The sequence below is a fragment of the Micrococcaceae bacterium Sec5.8 genome, assembly GCA_039636775.1.
Lineage (GTDB): Bacteria > Actinomycetota > Actinomycetes > Actinomycetales > Micrococcaceae > Arthrobacter.
This window is the reverse complement of sequence record CP143429.1, coordinates 1,559,230-1,573,774: the sequence shown is the minus strand read 5'-3', so window position 1 is coordinate 1,573,774 and position 14,545 is coordinate 1,559,230. Positions and strand designations below refer to the sequence as shown.

The following is a 14,545-nucleotide window of genomic DNA, read 5'->3' as shown; positions in this document are numbered from 1 at the left end:
CTAGTGGCCGGAGTTCTTCAGCTTGCTGCCGCCCACACCGTAGCCGGCCTTGCGCATGACGAAGCCGAGAATCAGTCCGATCACCATCACGACGCCGCCGGCAATGAAGATCGGGGTGTTGGCGATGACGAAGGCGATGGACATGATGAGGGCGCCGCCGAGCATGACAAAGACGGTGGTCCAGGCTGCCGGGCTGTTGCCGTGGCCGGTCGGTTCGCTGTGGTCAACGTCATCGTACGAGTAACCGGTGCCGGCAGCGGGCTTGGGTGCGGAAACAGGGGCATTGCTCATTGGAATCTCCTCTGGGTGAATACTGCTTACATTCTGCCATTTATTGGCAGTGCTGTTCGCCGGGTTACTGGCACCGTCCCTGACGTGGTGACGATCACGCCCGCGGCATCGGCTCAGGTGGGATCGTCTCCGCGGGACAACCGGTCCCAGCTGTCGATCTCGTCCTGCGGTCCGGCCGGCTCGCCGGCCCCCCCGGCGGCGCTGCCCGCCGCTGCGGTGTCGTATTTGGTGCGCGATTTCCAGTGCCGTCCTGCCGGGATGACCAGCAGGGCGCTTAGGCCCAGCAGCGAGCCAGCGGCGACAGCGAGGGCCGGGAACGCTGTCACGTCCACCTGCACGTCGCTGCCGGTGATTCCCGTGGCGGCCGCGATGGAACCCTGGGCTGCTGCCACCGGATCGGCGATGACGACGGCGGCCGCGCCGACGATGCCGGCGGCGGCCAGCAGGATGAGCGTGGTGATGATCCAGCGCGCGATACTGCCGGCGATCGAGGCCGCCAGTCCGCCGGCCAGTGCCACCAGGGCCAGCGCCGTCACCGTGGTGGCGGCCTTGCTGCCCTGGACGGGCAAGCCGTCCTGACTGCTGACCGCCTGGCCGAGCTGCGCCGGATCAAGGTGGACGGTGAGCCAGGTCTGCGTCGTGGTGCCAAAGACGGCCAGCGCCAGGGCGGCGACGGCGAGGACCAGGGTGGATTTGCGCGCCCAGCGCGGAACCACCGGGCTGGCGCTTTTGACCGTGGTGCCGCTCATGCCGGGGTCCCCGCGTCCGAGATCGACGTTGCCGTAATGTTGCGCAGCGACTGCGCCGTATGGACCGCCCGCATGGGGGCGGCGGCCTTGTTGACCGTCTCCAAAGCCTCGGTGGCGTTGACGGAGTCGGCCACAATGCCACCGCCGGCTTGGACGTAGGCACGGCCGTCCCGCAGCAGAGCCGAGCGGATGGCAATGGCCATGTCCATGTCCCCGGCGAAGTCGAGGTAGCCCACCACTCCTCCGTAGATCCCGCGGCGGTGCGGCTCAAGTTCGTCCAGCAGCCGCAGGGCCCGGGGCTTGGGGGCGCCGGACAGCGTTCCGGCCGGGAAGGTCGCCTTCAGCACGTCATAGGCCGTGGCGCTGGGGGACAGTTTTCCCACCACGGTGGACACCAGGTGCATGATGTGGCTGAACCGCTCGACTTCCATGAACTGGGTGACGTCGACGGACCCCGCCACGCAGACCTTGGACAGGTCGTTGCGGGAAAGATCCACCAGCATCAGGTGTTCGGCGCGTTCCTTTTCGTCGGCGAGGAGTTCCTCGGCCAGGGCCTTGTCCGCTTCCACGCTCTTGCCCCGCGGCCGGGACCCGGCGATGGGGTGGGTGATGACGTCCTGGCCGGTCACGGTCACCAGCGCCTCCGGGGACGATCCGACGATCGAGTACTGCCGGCCGGCGGGATCCTCCAGGCTGAAGATGTACATGTAGGGGCTGGGATTGGTGTTCCGGAGCACCCGGTAGACATCCAGCGGATCGGCGCCGCAGTCCATTTCGAAGCGTCGGGAAATCACCACCTGGAAGACTTCGCCGTCGACGATCGCTTCTTTGCTGCGGTCCAGGGCGGCGAGGTAGTCGGTCTCTTTCCAGCGTTCCTGCACGCTGGACGCGAAGTCCAGGGCTGCGGGGTCCAGGACCGAGACGGGATGCTTGACGGGCGTGCTGACCTGCTCCAGCAGGGCCTTGACCCGGCCGACGGCGTCGTGCCAGGCCTCGTCGACGCGTTCGGAGCTGTTGTCGAAGTTGATCGCGTTGGCGATCAGCAGCACGGTGCCGTCCATGTTGTCGTGGACGGCCATGTCGGTGACGAGGTTCAGTGCCATTTCGGGGAGCTCGAGATCGTCCTCGGGCGGGCTGGTCAATTTCTCCCAGTGACGCACCGTCTCCCACCCGAGGAAGCCCACCAGGCCGGAGGTGAAGGGCGGCAAGTCCTCAAATCGGTCGGTGCGGAGGGCCTCAATGGTGTCGCGGATGGCGTCCACGGGGCTGCCGCCGAGCGGTACGCCGACGGGCGGTTCGCCCAGCCAGTGCGCCTGGCCGTCCTTGGTGGTAAGGGTGGCCCGCGAACGGGCGCCGATGAATGAGTACCGCGACCAGGAACCGCCGACTGCGGCGGATTCCATCAGGAATGTGCCCGGCTGGCCCTGGGCGAGCTTGCGGTACAGCCCAATCGGGGTTTCGGCATCAGCCAGCACCTTCAGCCGGACGGGGATGACGCGGCTGTGGTCTGCGAGTTTTCGGAACTCTTCCAGGCCAGGGCTAATGATTCCTAGGTCCTGCATGGCTATGGTTCCCGCCTTATCTTTCAGTGGTGCTGAAGGTTGATTTGCTGGGGTTTCCCTGGCGGTCTTAGCCCGGCGGGGGCCGCCCGGGGCAAGGGCAGGCCGCTGGGAACCGCGTCAACGGCCCGTCCGGTCCCGGTCAGCCGGCGGAGCCGGTAACGACGTCGAGCCCTCTTCCGTCAAAGCACGTCCGGGTCCCGGTGTGGCAGGCCGCGCCGACCTGGTCCACGCGGACCAGCAGGGCGTCGCCGTCGCAGTCCATGGCGAGGGATTTGACCCACTGCACGTGGCCGGAAGTGTCCCCTTTGCGCCAGTACTCCTGGCGGGAGCGGGAATAGAAAGTGACCCGCCCACTGGTCATGGTCCGCTGCAGGGCCTCGTCGTCCATCCAGCCCAGCATGAGGACTTCGTTGGTGTCGAACTGTTGCACGATCGCAGCGACCAGGCCTGCACTGTCCCGTTTAAGGGCCGCGGCGAGTCCCTCTGGGAGGGGGCTTCCGGGCGCGGCGGTGCTGACGGGGTTTCCGGTGACGGTGGTTCCGTCGGCGGGAAGTCCGTTGTTCGGGGCGGGGGCAGGCTGCTCAGACATCAGTTCAAGTCTAGTGCCTCGACGCCGGTTGCCGCCCAGAGCCCCGGCGGCCCGCCGCACGTCGGTGGCAAGGTGCCGGAGGTCGGTCCCGGGAGGCCCAGAACGACGGCGGTTCAGGTGCACACGCGCGGCCGTCTCGTGCTAGTTTCACAAGTGATGCATTTCGTCGATCCCTCCCGAGAATTTTTGGCCGAAACCCTGCTTGCGGCCGGCCCTGACTCCCCCACGCTCTGCAAGGGCTGGCGTACCAGGGACCTTGCCGCGCACCTGTACCTGCGCGAACGAAAAGCCGCCGTCGGACTCGGCCTGCTGATCAAACGCTTCGCCAAAGCATCCGACCATGCCACAACGGAACTGGCGGCCAAGCTGGAAACGCCGGAGCAGTACAACAAGCTGGTGAATTCCTTCCGCGCCGGCCCGTCCGCCTTTTCTCCCCTGAAGATTAAAGCCGTGGACGAAAGCGCCAACCTGATCGAATACTTTGTGCACACCGAGGACGTACGGCGGGCCGCGGACCGCTGGGCGCCCCGTGCCCTGGACGAAGAGTATTCGGACGCCCTGTGGGACGAACTCGTCAAGCGCGCGGCCATCCTGTACCGCGGCGTGGACCTCGGGATCGTGCTGGTCCGCCCGTCCGGCCCCCGGCACGTGGCCAAGCGCGCTCCGGTATCCGTGGCCATTGTCGGCGAGCCCTGCGAACTGCTCATGCACGCCCACGGCCGCACCCGCCACGCGCTGGTGACTTTCGAGGGCCAGCCGGACGCCGTCGCGCTCCTGCAGTCCGCCGAAGTCGGGCTCTAAACCCCACTCCCCACAACACCACAACGCGGGATCGCGTATCCCCTGTGGTCCCCCGCGGGAGGAGCCGTCAGTGACCCCGTACTGGTTTGAGCGGGTGGCGCCGGGCCCCTAGCGGACTTCGAAGCCGGCGTTCCGGATCGCGGCTTTGACCTGGGCGATCATGTCCAGCGGGCCGAAGTGGAAGACGGACGCGGCAAGCACCGCGTCAGCCCCGGCGGCGACCGCCGGCGGGAAGTGCTCCGGTTTCCCGGCGCCTCCGGAGGCGATGAGGGGAACCTTGACGGCGGTCCTCGCCAGGCGGATCAGTTCCAGGTCGAAGCCGTCTTTGGTACCGTCCGCGTCAATGGAGTTCAGCAGGATTTCGCCTACGCCGCGGTCGGCAGCCTCACGGGCCCACGCAAGAGCATCGATTCCGGTGCCCTGGCGTCCCCCGTGCGTCGTCACCTCGAAGCCGGAAGGGGTGGGCTGGGAACCCGGGCGCGTGCGCCGCGCATCCAGGGACAACACGAGGACCTGGGACCCGAAGTGCCGGGTGATCTCGTCGATCACCCCGGGTCGGGCGACGGCGGCTGTGTTGATCGCTGCCTTGTCGGCGCCGTAGCGCAGGAGTCTGTCCACCTCGGCCACGCCGCGGACTCCGCCGCCGACGGTCAGCGGAATGAAAACTTCCTCTGCCGTGCGCCGAACGACGTCGAAAGTGGTTTCCCGGTTGCCCGAGGAGGCCGTGACATCGAGGAAGGTCAACTCGTCGGCGCCGCCGTTGTCGTAGCGGTGCGCCAGTTCGACGGGGTCACCGGCATCGCGGAGGCCTTCGAAGTTGATGCCCTTGACCACCCGGCCGGCATCAACGTCCAGGCACGGGATAACGCGGACGGCTACAGCCATGACTTCTCCTGGGATTCGTTGCGGAAGGGTTGCGGCGCCGGTCAGATGCGGCAGGCGTGGATGGTGCTGACCAGGATGGCGCGGGCGCCCAGGTCGTAGAGCTCGTCCATGATCCGGTTGGTCTGCTTTTTCGGCACCATCGACCGGACGGCCACCCAGTCCGAGTCGCGCAGCGGCGACACCGTGGGCGATTCCAGGCCGGGCGTGAGGGCTGCCGCGGCTTCGACGAGTTCCTTGCGGATGTCGTAGTCCATCATCACGTACTGCCGCGCCACCAGGACGCCCTGCAGCCGGCGGATCAGGACGTCCGCTGCCGGGTTCTGCTCACCCGTGCGGCCGATCAGGACGGCTTCGGAGTGCAGGATGGGCTGGCCGAAGATTTCCATGCCGGCGGCCTTGAGGGTGTTCCCGGTCTCGACGACGTCGGCGATCGCATCCGCGACGCCCAGGCGCACCGAGGATTCGACGGCGCCGTCGAGCCGGACCACGGTGGCCTGGATGCCGCGTTCTGCCAGGTAGCCGCGGAGGAGTCCGTCGTAGCTCGTGGCGAGGCGCTTGCCGTCGAGCTGTTCGACGGCGGTGAAGTCGCCTACCGGGCCGGCGAAGCGGAAGGTGGAGGCGGCGAACCCCAGCGGGAGCAGCTCCTCAGCATGTACCTCGGCGTCGAGGAGCAGGTCCCGGCCGGTGATGCCGACGTCGAGCGTTCCCTGGCCGACGTAGACGGCAATGTCGCGGGGGCGGAGGAAGAAGAATTCAATGTCGTTGTCCGGGTCCACCATGACCAGCTCGCGGGTATCGCGGCGCTGGCGGTAGCCGGCCTCGGCGAGCATGGCGGAAGCGGCTTCGGACAGGGATCCCTTGTTCGGGACGGCAACTCTCAGCATGGGAGGACTTTCTTGGTCGGGACGCAGACCGTTCACAAACAGTCCGTCCGGGAAGTATCAGTACAGGCCAAAGCGGGCCACGCGGTCGCCGGGTGTCGGGGCAGGCCCTGTTGGATTCCGGCGGGGACGTGGCTAGAGATGCTTGTAGACGTCTTCCAGGCTGAGTCCTTTGGCGAGCATCAGGACCTGCAGGTGATAAAGCAGCTGCGATATTTCTTCGGCGGTGGCTTCGTCGGATTCATACTCGGCAGCCATCCAGACCTCGGCTGCTTCCTCCACGACTTTCTTGCCGATGCCGTGGACTCCGGAATCCAGTTCGGCGACGGTGCGGGAGCCCTCCGGACGGACGGCGGCCTTCTCACTCAGTTCTGCGAACAGCGATTCGAAATTCTTCACGCCCTCAAGCCTACTTGCTCGCGGGCGGCGGGCGCCCGCCGGGGCGTTCCGTGACGGCAACGATGTGAGCGATTACACAGGAAAGGGCCCTGCCGTGCGTTGCGCGGAACACGGCAGGGCCCTCCCTCCGGGACCGTTGTCCACGGGCCACCGTCCACGGGCCTAACGGAACTGCTTCAGCGTGACGGCAGTGGCCAGGGCGGCCGTAACGGCCTCGTGGCCCTTGTCCTCAGTGGAGCCCGGCAGGCCGGCACGGTCAATGCCCTGCTGCTCGGTGTCGCAGGTCAGGACGCCGAAGCCGACGGGGACGCCGGTGCGGACGGAGACCTCGGTGAGGCCCAGCGTGGCCGCCTCGCAGACGTACTCGAAGTGCGGGGTTCCGCCGCGGATGACGACACCGAGTGCCACGACGGCGTCGAAGTGCGGCGCCAGCCGGGCGGCCGCGACGGGGAGTTCAAAGGTACCGGGGACCCGGAGGACGGTCGGTTCGGTGATGCCGGCATCTTTGGCCGCGCGCAGTGCACCGTCCAGGAGCCCGTCCATGATCTGGGTGTGCCAGCTCGCGGCCACGATGGCCAGGTTCAGCTGGGAGGTCTCTTCGGGCTTGAAAGTGCTCAGGTCAATCTGTGGTGCGCCGTGGCCGCTCATGGGGGTGTCCTTGTTCTGCGTAGTCGTCGTATGCGGGTCGAAAGCTCAGCCCGTCCGGTGCGGGCCGTTGGTCAGCTTTTTCGGGGGTTGGCTTATTCCGTGGCCGGGTCGAATCCAAGCGCGCCGGCAGCCGGAGCAACAGGTTCCATGTCCAGAACCAGGCGGTGGTCCATCCGGTCCTTCTTGGTCTGCAGGTACCGGATGTTCTGCTCGCGGGATGGAACCTCGGTGGGCACCATTTCGGTCACCCGGACGCCGGCCTGTGCCAGCCGGTCCTGCTTGTCCGGGTTGTTGCTCAGCAGGCGGACTTCGTGGAGTCCCATGTCGGCGAGGATCTGGGCTGCTGCCTGGTAGCTGCGGGCGTCCACCGGCAGGCCAAGCTGTTCGTTGGCCTCCACCGTATCGAAGCCGGCCTCCTGCAGCGCGTACGCCTTCATCTTGTTGGCCAGGCCAATTCCGCGTCCCTCCTGGCCGCGCAGGTACAACAGTGTCCCGCCGAACTCGTTGATCATTTCCAGCGCGTAGGCGAGCTGTTCACCGCAGTCGCAGCGGTAGGATCCGAACACGTCACCGGTGAGGCACTCCGAATGGAGACGGACCAGCGGCGCCAGTCCTTCGATCGGCGGCAGCGGCGAGCTGACCGCCAGGTGCTCGGCACCGGTGGCGAGGTCGGTCCAGGCCTGCGCCACGAAGTCTCCGAAGGCAGTGGGCAGCTGGACGATCGGTCCAGCGGTGACCGGGTGCGGCCGGCGTTCGGCCGACCGGTGTTCTTGAGCTTCCGACGTGGTCATCTTTTCTCCTCCATCACACGGGATCAGTTGCAGTGCCGGGTTCGCCGGCGTCGAGGTATGCCACCAGATCCGCAATCGAGATCAGCGGGCAGCCGTGCTCGGCGGCAAAGCCGCGCAGTCCGTCAACCCGCATCATTTCTCCGTTGTCGTACACCACTTCTGCAATCACGCCCACGGGCTGGAGTCCGGCCAGCCGGCACAATTCCACAGCCGCTTCGGTGTGGCCGGGACGTTCCCGCACTCCCCCCTTAACGGCGCGGAGCGGAAAAACATGCCCGGGGCGGGTCAGCGCCGGCGGCTGGCTGGCCGGATCGGCGAGGACCCGGGCTGTGAGGGCGCGGTCGGTCGCCGAGATGCCGGTGCTGACGCCATGGGCGGCGTCGCAGGACACGGTGTAGGCCGTGCCTTTGGCATCCTGGTTGATAGCGACCATGGGGGGCAGCGCGAGGGCGTCGGCGCGTCCGGCGTCGAGAGGTACGCAGATGACGCCCGAGCTGTACCTGATGGTCCAGCCCATCAGTGCCGGCGTGGCGTGCTGGGCGGCGAAGATGATGTCGCCCTCATTTTCGCGGTCCTCGTTGTCCACCACCAGAACCGGCCGACCGGCGGCAATGGCACGGACGGCGTCCTCGACCAGGTCCAGGCCCGTCGGCGGAATGACGGCACCGGATGCCGCCCCGGCGGGCAGCGCGGTGTCGGCGGCGTTGGTGAGAAGTGCGTGGCGGGCAGGGATGTCCTTGACGTTGTTCACGCTGCTGCCCCCTTCGCCCCTGTTGCTCCTCCGGCTGAAAATGCGAGCAGACGCTCAGTGTACTTCGCCAGGACGTCCACCTCGAGATTCACCCGGCTGCCGGGGGTCTTCGCGCCGAGCCCGGTCTCGGCGAGGGTGGTGGGGATCAGCCCTACTTCAAACCACGGCGCCGGTTCGGCTGCCGGGCTCACCGCCGTCACGGTCAACGAGACGCCGTCGACGGCGATGGATCCCTTCTCCGCAATGTAGCGGGCCAGTCCGGTGGGAACGCCGAACCGGAGCCGGTCCCAGTTGCCCAGCGCCTCCCGCTCGAGCAGCTGCCCGACGCCGTCCACGTGGCCCTGGACGACGTGCCCGTCGAGCCGTCCGCCGGCCTGAACGCAGCGTTCGAGGTTGACGGGGGCGCCGGCAATGAGTTCGCCGATGGTGCTGCGGGTGAGAGTCTCGCCCATGACGTCGACGGTGACGTCCTTGCCGTCGATTGCCGTGGCTGTGAGGCAGACGCCGTTGACGGCGATGGAGCCGCCGAGGGCCAGTCCCTCGGTGCTGCCGGGCGCGTGAAGCCGGACGGTGGCGCTGACGTCACCGTGGCGGTCAACGGACAGCACCTGTCCCTGTTCGGCGATAATTCCGGTAAACATCAATTGCCTCCTGCGGCAGTGTCCGCGCCTGGGCGGGACGGGGTTGAAACGGCTGGGGTCTTGGTGGGCGCTGCGGGGACGGGACGCAAGTGCAGGCGAAGGTCGCGGCCCAGCATTTGCACGGCCCCGCCGGCGGCGGCATCCCACTCCCACTGCTGGGCGTTGGCCAGGGTGGTGATGCCGAGGTCCTCAAGTGCGGGGGTTCCGGAACCCAGAAGGGTCGGGGCAAGGTAAACGATGAGTTCGTCCACAAGCCCGGCGGCAAGGAAGGCGCTGAGGATCCGGGAGCCGCCTTCCACCATGAGGTGGCGGACGCCGGCAGAGAACAGCTCCTCCAGCGCCTCCCGGGGATTCCGCGTAGGCAGGTGCAGGACTTTACCGTCGGCACCGTGAATGGCGGCGCCGTCGGGAATCCCCCGGTAGCCCATCACGACGCGCAGTGGCTGGCTGCCGGTGGGTTTGCCGTCGGCACCGCGGGCCGTGAGCCGGGGATTGTCGACCAGGACCGTCTGGGTTCCAACCAGGATCGCGTCGATCCGGCCACGCAGGGCGTGGTTGTCGGCAAGCGATTCCGGGCTGGAAATCCACTGGCTGGTGCCGTCGCTGGCGGCGATGCGGCTGTCGAGGGTCTGGGCGATGTGCAGGGTGACAAACGGCCGCGAGGCTGCGACGGCGTCGAACCAGCGCCGGTTCATCTCCAGTGCGGAGCTGGCGCCAAGTCCGGAGCGGACACGGACGCCCGCGGCGCGGAGGGTGGCGGCGCCGCCCGCCGCGGGATCGTGCGGATCGTCCACAGCGTAGATAACGTCCGTGATGCCGGCCTCGATGATGGCCTGCGCGCAGGGACCTGTGCGCCCGCAGTGGTTGCACGGTTCCAGTGTGACCACCATGGTGGCGCCGGCGAGGTTGTGGCCGGCGGCCGCGGCGCGATCGATAGCGTCGGCTTCCGCGTGGGCGGTGCCCGCACCCCGGTGGTAACCGGTGGCGATCCCGGTTCCGTCAGCGGCGATCACCACGGCGCCAACCAGCGGGTTCGCACCGCGCGGACCCTGCAGGGCAGCGGCGAGGGCCGCGTTCATGGCGGCGGCCTCGGCCGGGCTGAACGTGGCATCCGCCAGCGCAGCGGACTCGTTGCCAGCCCCAGGGGTCGAGTTTTTGCTGCTCATCAACCTGCCACCGGATGTTCGGACACCCTGGAGGTGAAGAGCCATCGCAAAGAGTACATAAGTGCGTGTCGTTCCTTCCCGCAAAAGCCGCGATGGCCCCGGGGTATACGACAGCGAACTTCCGCGGCGCCGCGAGGGCACCGCAGTAACAGCTGTACGTGCTTCTCTCATCCAGACTTTAACTGTCGGTACCGGAGTTCCACCGGTTCAACCGTCTGCCGGCAGTCCTCCCGAGGGAGGCGCCGGCTCGCGGGTCGCGGACTATAACCGCCGGTTCGGACTTACACCGACCCCGGAGCACGTATGTGTGTTGCTATTCTGGCACAACTGTGGGGCAGCGTTGGCTATTCCCCTCTGCCTGATGTTGCGGCAGGCGTCCTGTCGGAGTAGCGCTACCGGCGCTGGCCGGCAGCACGGAGCCTTCCGATTGCCTCGGCCGGATCCTCGGCACCATAGACCGCAGAGCCGGCCACAAAGACGTTGGCACCGGCGTCCGCGGCACGCCAGATGGTGTCCTCGGTGATACCGCCGTCGACCTGCAGCGCCACGTCCAGACCGGACGCGTCAATGGCTGCGCGGGCCCGGCGGATCTTCGGCAGCGTGAGGTCAAGGAATTCCTGGCCGCCAAAGCCCGGCTCCACGGTCATGATCAGCAGCATGTCCAGCTCGCCGAGCATATCCAGGAACGGCTCCACGGCACTGCCCGGCCGCAGGGCCAGGCCCGCCTTGGCACCGCGGGCCCGGAGCTCCCGCGCGAGCTTGATTGGTGCGTTGGACGCCTCGGCGTGGAACGTCACGGAGGCAACCCCGGCGTCGGCGTAAGCGGGAGCCCAGCGGTCCGCGTGCTCGATCATGAGATGGGCATCCAGCGGCACCGGGCTGATCTCCTGCAGGCGCGCCACCACGGGCAACCCGAGCGAGAGATTCGGCACAAAGTGGTTGTCCATGACATCGACATGCACCGCATCCGCAGTGGCAATTCTGCGGAGTTCGGATTCGAGGTTGGCGAAGTCGGCGGAGAGAATGCTCGGGTTGATACAGCACTTGGCCATGGGAAATTCCTTGTCTTTCTGCTGAGATATCCAGCGAGGTCGCGGACGTTCAGGGTTCAGTATTCACTCGCCATCAGGCCTTTTTGTGGATGAGCGCCAGGAACATGGCGTCCGTCCGGTGCACGTGCGGCCAGAGCTGGGCGGTGAGCTCGTGACCGGCTTCGAGATGGCCGGTGAGGCTGACGCTGTCCAGCACAGACCCGGCATCGAGCAATTCCAGGTCCTCGCGTTTGCGCAGCACATCGCTGACGACGGCGGTAGTTTCCGCCGGGTGCGGTGAGCAGGTCACGTAGGCCACCACACCGCCGGGCTTCACGGCCGCCAGTGCGGACTTGAGCAGCTCACGCTGGAGCGGACCAAGGTCCGTCAAGTCCTTGGGAGTCCGGCGCCACCGGGACTCCGGGCGGCGGCGCAGTGCGCCAAGCCCGGTACAGGGTGCATCGACGAGCACACGGTCGAAACTCTCCGGCATCTCCGTGCCCACATCGCGGCCGTCGCCGGTCCGCACATGCCAGACCTCGTGCGGCACAGCCGCAAGCGCCTGCCGGACCAGTTTGGCCCGGTGCGGTGCGGGCTCGTTGGCCAACAGCGTGGCGCCCTGTTCCCGGGCGAGGGCGCCGAGCAGCGCAGCCTTACCTCCCGGGCCGGCGCACATGTCCAGCCAGCGCTCGGCGGCCGGGTCCGTGCCGGTGCCGGCACTCACTCCGGCACTGGCACGGAGGTCCACAGCCGCCAGGGCGCGGGCCACAAGCTGTGAGCCGACGTCCTGGACGCGGGTGGTGCCCTCGCGGACGGACGTGAGCCTGCCGAGGTCACCGCCGCTGGAGAGCGCAGAACCTTCGACGAGTTCGCCGGGCGTGGCACCGCCGTCCAGGGCCTCCGCCAGGCTCCCGAGTCCGGGCAGCGCAACAAGGTTGACCACAGGCGCGGCGTTGTCCGCCTCCAGAAGATCACTGATTTCGCTGACCGGACGGCCGTGGGCCACCAGGGACTGCCTCAGCGCCCGGACGATCCATTCCGGGTGCGCGTAGCGGATGGCGGCTTTGGTGGTTTCGTCCGTCTCTTCGGCCAGCAGCAGGTCCAGCCACTCCTCGAGGGTATGGGCGGACACCTTGCGCAGCACAGCATTAATGAGAGCCGACGGGCCGGCGCCAATCACCGCGCGGGCCAGGCCGACGGTCTGATCCAAAGCAGCGTGGGCGGGCACGCGCATGGCCAGCAGCTGGTGGGCGCCGATCCGGAGCGCGTCGAGGACAGCCGGATCCAACTGATCCAGCGGCCGGTCCACGCAGCGGGCCAGAACGGCGTCGTAAGTTCCTTGGCCGCGCAGCGCGCCGTAGCTTAGTTCCGTAGCGAAGCCGGCGTCGCGTTTGTCCAGTCCGTGGTGCCGGATACGGGCGGGCAGGACGAGGTTGGCGTAGGCGTCCTCGGCCGCGACGGCACGCAAAACTTCGAAGGCTACCAGCCGGGCGGGATCAGCCCTGCGGGTGCGCTGGGAGGGGGCGTTTTCGGTGAAACCGCGCTGTGGTCCGCGGTTGCGTTCCCGGCCCTGCGCGTTGCGAAAGCTGCCATCCCGGCCGCCGCCGCCCTGTCCGGCCGCTCCGCCGGCACCGCGCTGACCGCTTGACCCGCCGCGTTTGGGGCCGTTGCCCCGGCCGCTCGTCCCGGACTCGCTCATTCGAACACCACGCTTTCAAGGGTTGACTGTCCGCGCGCCCAGTCGGCGGCGGCCATCATTTTTTTGCCTGCTGGCTGGATCCGGGTAAGTTCCACCGGGTGTGAGCCGGTTCCCACCAGCACGCTCTTGCCGTCCAGGCCAAGCTGCCCGGGTTCCAGCCCCGGCCCACCCGGTCGCAAAACGACCGGTTCCAGCTTGATCCGCTGGCCGTCCAGGGTGGTCCACGCACCGGGTTCGGGTGTGACCCCACGGGCGCGACGCCCTATCGCCAGGGCGGGCTGCTGCCAGTCCAGCCGGCCGTCCTCAAGAGTGAGTTTCGGGGCCACGCTGACCTCGCCCAGTTGCGGCACAGCGGCGGCCTTGCCGGCGTCGACCGCGGACAGCGTCTGGGTCAGCAGCACCGCACCGGTGTGGGACAAGCGCTCCAGCAGAGCGCCCGCGGTGTCGTCGGGCCTGACCGCCTCAGTCAGCGTGCCGTACACCGGCCCGGTGTCCAGCCCCTCTTCCAAGAGAAAGGTGACAGCGCCGGTGACATCGTCTCCGGCGATCAGAGACCGCTGCACAGGCGCAGCGCCCCGCCAGGCCGGCAGCAGTGAAAAGTGCAGATTGATCCAGCCGTGGGGCGGAACATCCAGGGCTGGCCGAGGAATAAGCCCGCCGTAGGCCACGATGGCGGCTGCGTCGGGAGCAGCGGCTGCGATCTCGGCTGTCACCGCGGCGTCGACCTTCGAGGCATGGATGATTCTGATGCCCAACTCCGCGGCCCGGGCCGCAACGGGCGACGGCGCCAGCACCCGTTTGCGTCCAATCGGCGCATCCGGCCGGGTCAGGACGGCGACGACGTCGAATCCGGCGGCAACCAGCGCGTCCAGGGACGGAACGGCCACAGCAGGCGTCCCGGCGAAGAGAACCCTCACGGGGTGTTACCGAAGGAGCCGACGCTTCCCGCCCCCGACGTGCCGGAGCCGAAGCTCGTGCCGACCGTCCGGGCGCGTTTCGCCGTCGTCTGCTCGGTAATTGAGTCGTAGTTGGCGTTCCGGATGGCGCGCAGTGCAGCCTTCCGGTCCTCACCTTCCAGCCGGTCCGTGAAGAGAACGCCGTTGAGGTGGTCCGTTTCATGCTGGAACGCCCGCGCCAACATGCCTTCGCCTTCCACTTCAACGGGGTTACCGTGCATGTCCACGCCGGTGACGCGGGTGAGCCGGTGCCGGCGGACGGGGAAGCCGAGGCCGGGAATGGAGAGGCAGCCCTCCACTTCGTCCGGCTGGAAGTCCTCGCTGTTTTCCAGCACCGGGTTGATGATGTGCCCCTCGACGCCACGAATGCGGTAGGTGAAAACCCGCTGGCTGACTCCGACCTGGGGCGCGGCCAAACCTGCGCCGTCCACGTCCTCCATGGTTTCGGTCATATCGGCAACAAGCTTCGCCAGCTCAGGCCCGAAATCCGTCACGGGATCGGCAACTGTGCGCAGCACAGGATCGCCGATGATGCGGATATTCAAAATGGCCATGTGCAATCTGTCCTTAGAGTGGGCGGCGATGGGATCCAGTCCAGTTTAGTTGCACGCCGGACACCGGGCAGGACGCACCCGGGAATTGGAGCGGGCCGGCCGTTTAAGGTTCCACTGGAGGCGCCCGGGCGCGGGGCGCCGGTTCGGGCGC

Annotated in this window: 17 protein-coding genes and 1 riboswitch; of the genes, 1 reads left to right on the top strand and 16 read right to left on the bottom strand. The window is 67.7% G+C overall.

Annotated features, from left to right (window positions below):
* The 4 genes from VUN84_07200 to hisI form a co-directional block, all read right to left on the bottom strand.
* Nucleotides 1–291, bottom strand: a complete 291-nt coding sequence (locus VUN84_07200) for an HGxxPAAW family protein (protein ID XAS65425.1) — start codon at nucleotides 289–291, stop codon at nucleotides 1–3.
* A gap of 113 nt (nucleotides 292–404) precedes the next feature.
* The gene (locus tag VUN84_07195; GenBank protein XAS65424.1) at nucleotides 405–1,040 is read right to left on the bottom strand and encodes a Trp biosynthesis-associated membrane protein; all 636 of its coding nucleotides are present in this window, start codon (nucleotides 1,038–1,040) and stop codon (nucleotides 405–407) included.
* Nucleotides 1,037–2,602: an anthranilate synthase component I gene (locus tag VUN84_07190; GenBank protein XAS65423.1), complete on the bottom strand. Its 1,566-nt coding sequence runs from the start codon at nucleotides 2,600–2,602 to the stop codon at nucleotides 1,037–1,039. The genes VUN84_07195 and VUN84_07190 overlap by 4 nt, the downstream gene beginning before the upstream one ends.
* A gap of 139 nt (nucleotides 2,603–2,741) precedes the next feature.
* A complete protein-coding gene (hisI, locus tag VUN84_07185) occupies nucleotides 2,742–3,191 on the bottom strand; it encodes a phosphoribosyl-AMP cyclohydrolase (protein XAS65422.1) in 450 nt (149 codons plus the stop codon).
* 156 nt (nucleotides 3,192–3,347) lie between these two features.
* On the opposite strand from hisI, the gene VUN84_07180 reads away from it, so the two are divergent.
* On the top strand, nucleotides 3,348–3,992 hold the full coding sequence (locus VUN84_07180) for a TIGR03085 family metal-binding protein (protein ID XAS65789.1): 645 nt from the start codon (nucleotides 3,348–3,350) through the stop codon (nucleotides 3,990–3,992).
* Nucleotides 3,993–4,100: 108 nt separating this feature from the next.
* Here the strand turns inward: VUN84_07180 and hisF are convergent, their stop codons facing one another.
* The 12 genes from hisF to def form a co-directional block, all read right to left on the bottom strand.
* Nucleotides 4,101–4,877, bottom strand: coding sequence for an imidazole glycerol phosphate synthase subunit HisF (gene hisF, locus VUN84_07175; GenBank protein XAS65421.1), 777 nt, complete (start codon nucleotides 4,875–4,877; stop codon nucleotides 4,101–4,103).
* A 41-nt stretch (nucleotides 4,878–4,918) separates the two neighbouring features.
* Nucleotides 4,919–5,761, bottom strand: a complete 843-nt coding sequence (hisG, locus tag VUN84_07170; protein XAS65420.1) for an ATP phosphoribosyltransferase — start codon at nucleotides 5,759–5,761, stop codon at nucleotides 4,919–4,921.
* A 132-nt stretch (nucleotides 5,762–5,893) separates the two neighbouring features.
* Nucleotides 5,894–6,157, bottom strand: a complete 264-nt coding sequence (locus tag VUN84_07165) for a phosphoribosyl-ATP diphosphatase (protein ID XAS65419.1) — start codon at nucleotides 6,155–6,157, stop codon at nucleotides 5,894–5,896.
* 162 nt (nucleotides 6,158–6,319) lie between these two features.
* Nucleotides 6,320–6,805 carry a 6,7-dimethyl-8-ribityllumazine synthase gene (gene ribH, locus VUN84_07160; protein XAS65418.1) on the bottom strand — a complete coding sequence of 162 codons (486 nt, stop codon included), beginning with the start codon at nucleotides 6,803–6,805 and terminating at the stop codon, nucleotides 6,320–6,322.
* Nucleotides 6,806–6,897: 92 nt separating this feature from the next.
* Nucleotides 6,898–7,596: a GTP cyclohydrolase II gene (gene ribA / locus VUN84_07155; GenBank protein ID XAS65417.1), complete on the bottom strand. Its 699-nt coding sequence runs from the start codon at nucleotides 7,594–7,596 to the stop codon at nucleotides 6,898–6,900.
* A gap of 13 nt (nucleotides 7,597–7,609) precedes the next feature.
* The gene (ribB, locus tag VUN84_07150; GenBank protein XAS65788.1) at nucleotides 7,610–8,284 is read right to left on the bottom strand and encodes a 3,4-dihydroxy-2-butanone-4-phosphate synthase; all 675 of its coding nucleotides are present in this window, start codon (nucleotides 8,282–8,284) and stop codon (nucleotides 7,610–7,612) included.
* Between the two features lie 59 nt (nucleotides 8,285–8,343).
* Entirely contained in the window at nucleotides 8,344–8,988 is a 645-nt protein-coding gene (locus VUN84_07145) for a riboflavin synthase (GenBank protein ID XAS65416.1), read from the bottom strand.
* A complete protein-coding gene (gene ribD / locus VUN84_07140) occupies nucleotides 8,988–10,154 on the bottom strand; it encodes a bifunctional diaminohydroxyphosphoribosylaminopyrimidine deaminase/5-amino-6-(5-phosphoribosylamino)uracil reductase RibD (protein XAS65415.1) in 1,167 nt (388 codons plus the stop codon). The genes VUN84_07145 and ribD overlap by 1 nt, the downstream gene beginning before the upstream one ends.
* A gap of 154 nt (nucleotides 10,155–10,308) precedes the next feature.
* A riboswitch (FMN riboswitch) is annotated at nucleotides 10,309–10,459 on the bottom strand.
* Nucleotides 10,460–10,546: 87 nt separating this feature from the next.
* The gene (gene rpe / locus VUN84_07135) at nucleotides 10,547–11,206 is read right to left on the bottom strand and encodes a ribulose-phosphate 3-epimerase (GenBank protein XAS65414.1); all 660 of its coding nucleotides are present in this window, start codon (nucleotides 11,204–11,206) and stop codon (nucleotides 10,547–10,549) included.
* A gap of 73 nt (nucleotides 11,207–11,279) precedes the next feature.
* Nucleotides 11,280–12,884, bottom strand: coding sequence for a transcription antitermination factor NusB (locus VUN84_07130; protein XAS65413.1), 1,605 nt, complete (start codon nucleotides 12,882–12,884; stop codon nucleotides 11,280–11,282).
* Nucleotides 12,881–13,801, bottom strand: coding sequence for a methionyl-tRNA formyltransferase (fmt, locus tag VUN84_07125; protein XAS65412.1), 921 nt, complete (start codon nucleotides 13,799–13,801; stop codon nucleotides 12,881–12,883). Before fmt ends, VUN84_07130 begins: the two co-directional genes overlap by 4 nt.
* Nucleotides 13,798–14,394 carry a peptide deformylase gene (gene def / locus VUN84_07120; GenBank protein ID XAS65411.1) on the bottom strand — a complete coding sequence of 199 codons (597 nt, stop codon included), beginning with the start codon at nucleotides 14,392–14,394 and terminating at the stop codon, nucleotides 13,798–13,800. Before def ends, fmt begins: the two co-directional genes overlap by 4 nt.
* Nucleotides 14,395–14,545 lie beyond the last annotated feature (151 nt).

Bases quoted from the DNA above. Each gene is read 5' to 3' on its own strand.
- VUN84_07200 (XAS65425.1), bottom strand. From the start codon at position 291: ATGAGCAATGCCCCTGTTTCCGCACCCAAGCCCGCTGCCGGCACCGGT.
- VUN84_07195 (XAS65424.1), bottom strand. From the start codon at position 1,040: ATGAGCGGCACCACGGTCAAAAGCGCCAGCCCGGTGGTTCCGCGCTGG.
- VUN84_07190 (XAS65423.1), bottom strand. From the start codon at position 2,602: ATGCAGGACCTAGGAATCATTAGCCCTGGCCTGGAAGAGTTCCGAAAA.
- hisI (XAS65422.1), bottom strand. From the start codon at position 3,191: ATGTCTGAGCAGCCTGCCCCCGCCCCGAACAACGGACTTCCCGCCGAC.
- VUN84_07180 (XAS65789.1), top strand. From the start codon at position 3,348: ATGCATTTCGTCGATCCCTCCCGAGAATTTTTGGCCGAAACCCTGCTT.
- hisF (XAS65421.1), bottom strand. From the start codon at position 4,877: ATGGCTGTAGCCGTCCGCGTTATCCCGTGCCTGGACGTTGATGCCGGC.
- hisG (XAS65420.1), bottom strand. From the start codon at position 5,761: ATGCTGAGAGTTGCCGTCCCGAACAAGGGATCCCTGTCCGAAGCCGCT.
- ribH (XAS65418.1), bottom strand. From the start codon at position 6,805: ATGAGCGGCCACGGCGCACCACAGATTGACCTGAGCACTTTCAAGCCC.
- ribA (XAS65417.1), bottom strand. From the start codon at position 7,596: ATGACCACGTCGGAAGCTCAAGAACACCGGTCGGCCGAACGCCGGCCG.
- VUN84_07145 (XAS65416.1), bottom strand. From the start codon at position 8,988: ATGTTTACCGGAATTATCGCCGAACAGGGACAGGTGCTGTCCGTTGAC.
- ribD (XAS65415.1), bottom strand. From the start codon at position 10,154: ATGAGCAGCAAAAACTCGACCCCTGGGGCTGGCAACGAGTCCGCTGCG.
- rpe (XAS65414.1), bottom strand. From the start codon at position 11,206: ATGGCCAAGTGCTGTATCAACCCGAGCATTCTCTCCGCCGACTTCGCC.
- VUN84_07130 (XAS65413.1), bottom strand. From the start codon at position 12,884: ATGAGCGAGTCCGGGACGAGCGGCCGGGGCAACGGCCCCAAACGCGGC.
- def (XAS65411.1), bottom strand. From the start codon at position 14,394: ATGGCCATTTTGAATATCCGCATCATCGGCGATCCTGTGCTGCGCACA.